This is a genomic window from Kosmotoga sp. DU53, assembly GCF_001639905.1.
Taxonomy (GTDB): domain Bacteria; phylum Thermotogota; class Thermotogae; order Petrotogales; family Kosmotogaceae; genus Kosmotoga; species Kosmotoga olearia.
The window spans coordinates 1-4552 of record NZ_JGCK01000068.1; the positions used below are offsets into that span (position 1 = coordinate 1).

Annotated in this window: 4 protein-coding genes and 1 pseudogene; 4 read left to right on the forward strand and 1 reads right to left on the reverse strand. The window is 44.7% G+C overall.

Going from position 1 to position 4552, the window contains the following annotated elements; genetic code table 11:
* Positions 1-202 (reverse strand): hypothetical protein (locus tag DU53_RS12995; RefSeq protein ID WP_235599799.1); only part of this gene is annotated, 202 nt, incomplete at its 3' end.
* 228 nt (positions 203-430) lie between these two features.
* Between DU53_RS12995 and DU53_RS09360 the strand changes: the two genes are divergently transcribed.
* The 4 genes and pseudogenes from DU53_RS09360 to DU53_RS09375 form a co-directional block, all read left to right on the forward strand.
* Positions 431-1375: an asparagine synthetase A gene (locus DU53_RS09360; protein WP_015869151.1), complete on the forward strand. Its 945-nt coding sequence runs from the start codon at positions 431-433 to the stop codon at positions 1373-1375.
* A 98-nt stretch (positions 1376-1473) separates the two neighbouring features.
* Positions 1474-2316, forward strand: coding sequence for a sulfide/dihydroorotate dehydrogenase-like FAD/NAD-binding protein (locus tag DU53_RS09365; protein WP_015869152.1), 843 nt, complete (start codon positions 1474-1476; stop codon positions 2314-2316).
* A complete protein-coding gene (gene gltA / locus DU53_RS09370; protein ID WP_041288731.1) occupies positions 2307-3713 on the forward strand; it encodes an NADPH-dependent glutamate synthase in 1407 nt (468 codons plus the stop codon). Before DU53_RS09365 ends, gltA begins: the two co-directional genes overlap by 10 nt.
* Positions 3714-4033: 320 nt before the next feature.
* Positions 4034-4552, forward strand: a pseudogene (locus DU53_RS09375) (IS110-like element ISKol6 family transposase); the annotation flags it as partial.

The following is a 4552-nucleotide window of genomic DNA, read 5'->3' on the forward strand; positions in this document are numbered from 1 at the left end:
TTCGGATTTTTCCTTTTTGCGAGCTTTCCTGTACCTTTTTGAATAATCTTCCACCACATTTTTCATATCTAACCTCTTCATCTTCTCGCCTACCTTCCCGGGTATTCGAGAAGATTATCCCTCTTTTTTGAGTAGATTTATTTTTGACGCAACGTTCCCTTTTCGAGTAGATTTTTTTTGAAGCAATTCGCCCTCTTGACATTTTACCTTTGATTCTGGTAATATCGGTTCAAAGAAATTCGTGAAGGAGAATTGTGATGAGAGAGATTCTTATTGTAAGTATAAGTGCACAAATATTCGAAAATTCCAATAACAATAATAATTTCAAGCGCCGGCTCCGGTGCTAAGTGCTGTTTTTGCACATAAAGAGCCGGCACCTATTGTTGGGTGCCGGCTTTTTTATATATACACTTAAAGGAGGCGAGGTTTAATGATGAAAGGTTGTTCAGACCGTCTTGAAATGGTGAGAAGTTATTTAGTGGACGAAACTTACAGAGACGCGTTATTAGTCCAGAGCGAACTTTTGAAAGGCTTGAGGGAAACTCTTGACGCCAAAGGTTTTGTCGAAATTCTTCCTGTTATTCTCTCTCCCATTACCGATCCGCTGAACCACGAGGTGTTTGACGCCAGTGTGGAATACTACGGCCAGAATTATGCTGTAACGAAATCTATGATACTTCACAAACAGATAAGTGTTCTTGTACACGAAAAGATATACAGCGTATCGCCGAATGTTCGTCTCGAAACAGCCGATAAGGCAGATTCAGGCCGACACCTTTTTGAATTTGTGCAGCTGGATATGGAAGTCGCCGGAGCTTCCAGGGACGAGATAATGGATGTAATGGAAGATGCAATAATCTATGCGATAAGAAATGTTTTGTCTAAATATCCATGGGTTAAAGAGAAATACCATCCGACATTGAAAGTTCCCGCAAAACCTTTCAAAAGGATAACGGTGAAAGAAGCGGTGGAAAAGTATGGAGAAGCTTTTGAAAGTGGTCTTTCAAAGGATATTGATGAACCTGTCTGGCTCATAGACATTCCGTTGCTCAACAGAGAATTCTACGATAAACAGGACCCGGAAAGACCGGATGTGTTGCTTGATTTTGATCTTATATATCCTGAAGGTTTCGGTGAAGGAATATCGGGTGGAGAAAGGGAACACGAATATGAACAGATAATCAGGAGAATGAAATTAAAGGGAACGAGCCCGGAAGAATATACGGACTATCTTGAACTGGCAAAACAGGGGGTTTTAAAACCGTCTGCCGGTTGCGGGATAGGTATAGAAAGATTTACAAGGTACGTTATGGGACTTGAACACGTGCGGCAGACGAGACTTTTCGCCAAAGTTCCGGGAGAAAGCGCACTTTAATCCTGCGATGAAAAAATTTTAGGAGATTCTACGATGTTTTTTCAAAACCCTCCGGGGCTGCTATTATAGGAATGAGCCCATAGAAAGGTGGGAAAAGTATGGCGCACAGAATTCTCCGGAAAAGAAAGCTAGCCCCGGGGGTTTATGAATTCTGGATAGAACATGAACAGATTTCAAAATATGCTAAGCCGGGTCAATTTCTAATTATTCGATCGAATGAAAAAGGCGAGCGAATTCCTTTAACCATTGTGGAGGCTTCAAAAAACGCTGTACGAGTCATAGTTAAATGCATAGGAAAATCCACCTACATGATGGCAATGATGAACGAAGGAGATGAATTTCTGGATGTTGTCGGCCCTCTCGGCAATCCAAGCGAAATAGATTACTATGGGCATGTAACGGTCATAGGTGGAGGTGTCGGGATAGCTCCCCTTCTTCCTATAACGAGAGCTCTTAAGAAGGCAAAAAATCGGATAACAGCGATACTTGGGGCAGCAACGGCTGAGCAATTGATCCTGAAAGATGAGTTTGAAGAAACGGTGGATAATCTTATCCTTACGACGGATGATGGAACTTTTGGTAAGAAAGGGCTCGTAACGGAGAGACTCGAAGAATTAATAGCTTCGGGTGACAAACCCGACATTATCTGGGCGATAGGTCCTACGGTGATGATGAAGTTTGTTTCCCTTATCGCAGCGAGAGAAAATATTCTTTGCTGGGCTTCGCTTAATCCCATTATGGTCGATGGAACCGGAATGTGCGGAGCCTGCAGGGTGGAAGTTGACGGCCATATGAAGTTCGCGTGTGTAGATGGTCCGGAATTTGATGGAAGGAAGGTCAACTGGAACGAATTGATAAAACGCCAGCATCAATACATGGAAGAAGAAAGAAAAGCGCTTGAGGCTTTTAAGAAAAAGGCTGGTGATCTCTCATGGCTGTGAGCAGACCCAAGAAAGTTCCGATGCCTGAATTACCACCACACGAAAGAATAGTGTCTTTTAAAGAAGTTGCTTTAGGGTACACAGAAGAGCAGGCTGTTGTAGAAGCCCAGCGTTGCCTTCAGTGTAAAGTACCACTGTGTATTCAAGGATGCCCCGTTGGTATTGATATTCCCGGATTCATCCGAGCCATAAGCGAAAGGGATTTTGACAGTGGAATAAAGATATTAAAGGATAGCAACAGCTTACCCGCGATCACAGGGAGAGTATGTCCACAGGAAAAGCAATGTGAGGCAAAATGCGTGCTTGGAAAGATCAAAGGGACTGAACCGGTAGCCATAGGCAGGATGGAGAGGTTTCTGGCGGATATGGATCTCAAAGCCTGCCCTAAATCGGTGCAACGGGTGAGGAAAAACAAAGGTAATGTGGCGGTTATCGGAGCGGGGCCCGCGGGACTTACCGTTGCCGGCGACCTGGCGAAACTCGGATATGAGGTAACGGTTTTTGAGGCTTTTCACAAGGCCGGTGGAGTGCTTGTTTATGGAATCCCGGAATTCAGGCTTCCAAAAGATATAGTACAGAAGGAAGTCGAGTATGTTCAATCGCTGGGAGTCAAATTTGTTTACAATCAAATCATCGGAAGAACTATTCCTTTTGAAGAATTGAGGAATGAGTATGACGCTATATTTATAGGCATCGGTGCCGGGGCACCAAGATTCATGGGGATACCCGGTTCGAATCTCAATAACATATACTCGGCCAGTGAATTTCTGACACGTGTTAACTTAATGAGGGCAAACCGGTTTCCTGAGTACGATACACCCGTTAAGATTTCCGATAGGGTTGCGGTTATCGGTGCAGGGAACGTCTCCATGGATGCCGCAAGGACAGCCAAAAGGCTCGGTGCAAAAGAGGTTACCATAATCTACCGCAGGAGTGAAGCCGAAATGCCTGCAAGGCTTGAAGAATATCACCATGCCCTTGAAGAAGAGATAAAATTCTTCTGGCTAACACAACCGGTGGAATACATTGGCGACATAAACAACAATGTCAGGAAAATGAGATGTGTCAGGATGGAATTGGGATCTCCGGATGAATCAGGTCGAAGAAGACCGATTCCCATTGAGGGATCGGAGTTCGAGATAGAGATCGATCTTGTCATAGAAGCCATAGGCCAAAAAGCCAATGCTGTTTTGAAAACAGGCTTTCCGGGATTGAAACTCAATCGTTGGGGTTATATCGATGCTGATCCCGAGACAGGTCAGACCAATCTTGAAGGCGTTTTTGCAGGAGGCGACATAGTAACAGGAGCCGCAACGGTTATAGAAGCCATGGGTGCGGGGAAAAAGGCTGCTAAGGCGATTGGGGAGTATCTGCTGAAAGCCAGCAAAGCTGGCTGAAGTGCTGGACTACGTCCAGGAGGCTCACGACGTTGTCAGTTGATGGAGCGATGCGAACCGCAAGCGGTTGTCACGAACTCCTGGTAAGAATCGAGAGTCCGAGAGTCCGAGAACCGATGTAGGAGTAAAATAAAGGAGGCGAGTCAGGAGGAAGAGAGGAACAGAGAACCGATCCGCCATAAGAGCGACTGCTTCTCACACTCCCTCTTCCATCCTGGGAGTACTAGAGGATCAATAGTAGGATATCCGGGGAAACCCAGGAACGCTACATCGATTAACCTGTACTCATTGACTGCACAATGTTTTTTGGAGGAATCAGTATGGATATTGTGGGAATTGACTGGTCGTGGAATTTTCACACCTGCTATTCTATCGAACAGGATAAGGTTTTTAAGATCAAGGATGGTATAGCGGGGTATGAGAAGTTGTTGAAGATGGTATCAGAAGACGCTGTTTTCGTCATTGAGGAAAGTTTCAATCGTTTGGGAGATTTCTTGCTGTCCAGAGGGAAAGAGGTTTATCTCCTGCCACCGAAAAGGTCAAAGGAAGCCAGAGGCTATCATTCAAATGGCGTGAAGACTGATTCAACAGATGCCAGGTGTATCGCCCTTACCTACAAAGAACACCCGGAATATTGTATCAGGGCAACACATGACGAACTCGGCATGCTTTTCAGGGAATTATTGAGGCATTACAGGTACTATACCGACATGTCCTCAAGACTTAAGAACAAACTTCAAAACGAACTTCATAATTATTTCCCTGAATATGCTAGGGTGATGGGTAATTCTTGGACAGATTGTGACGGGAGGATATTCCTGCTCACCATATGCCCGGAT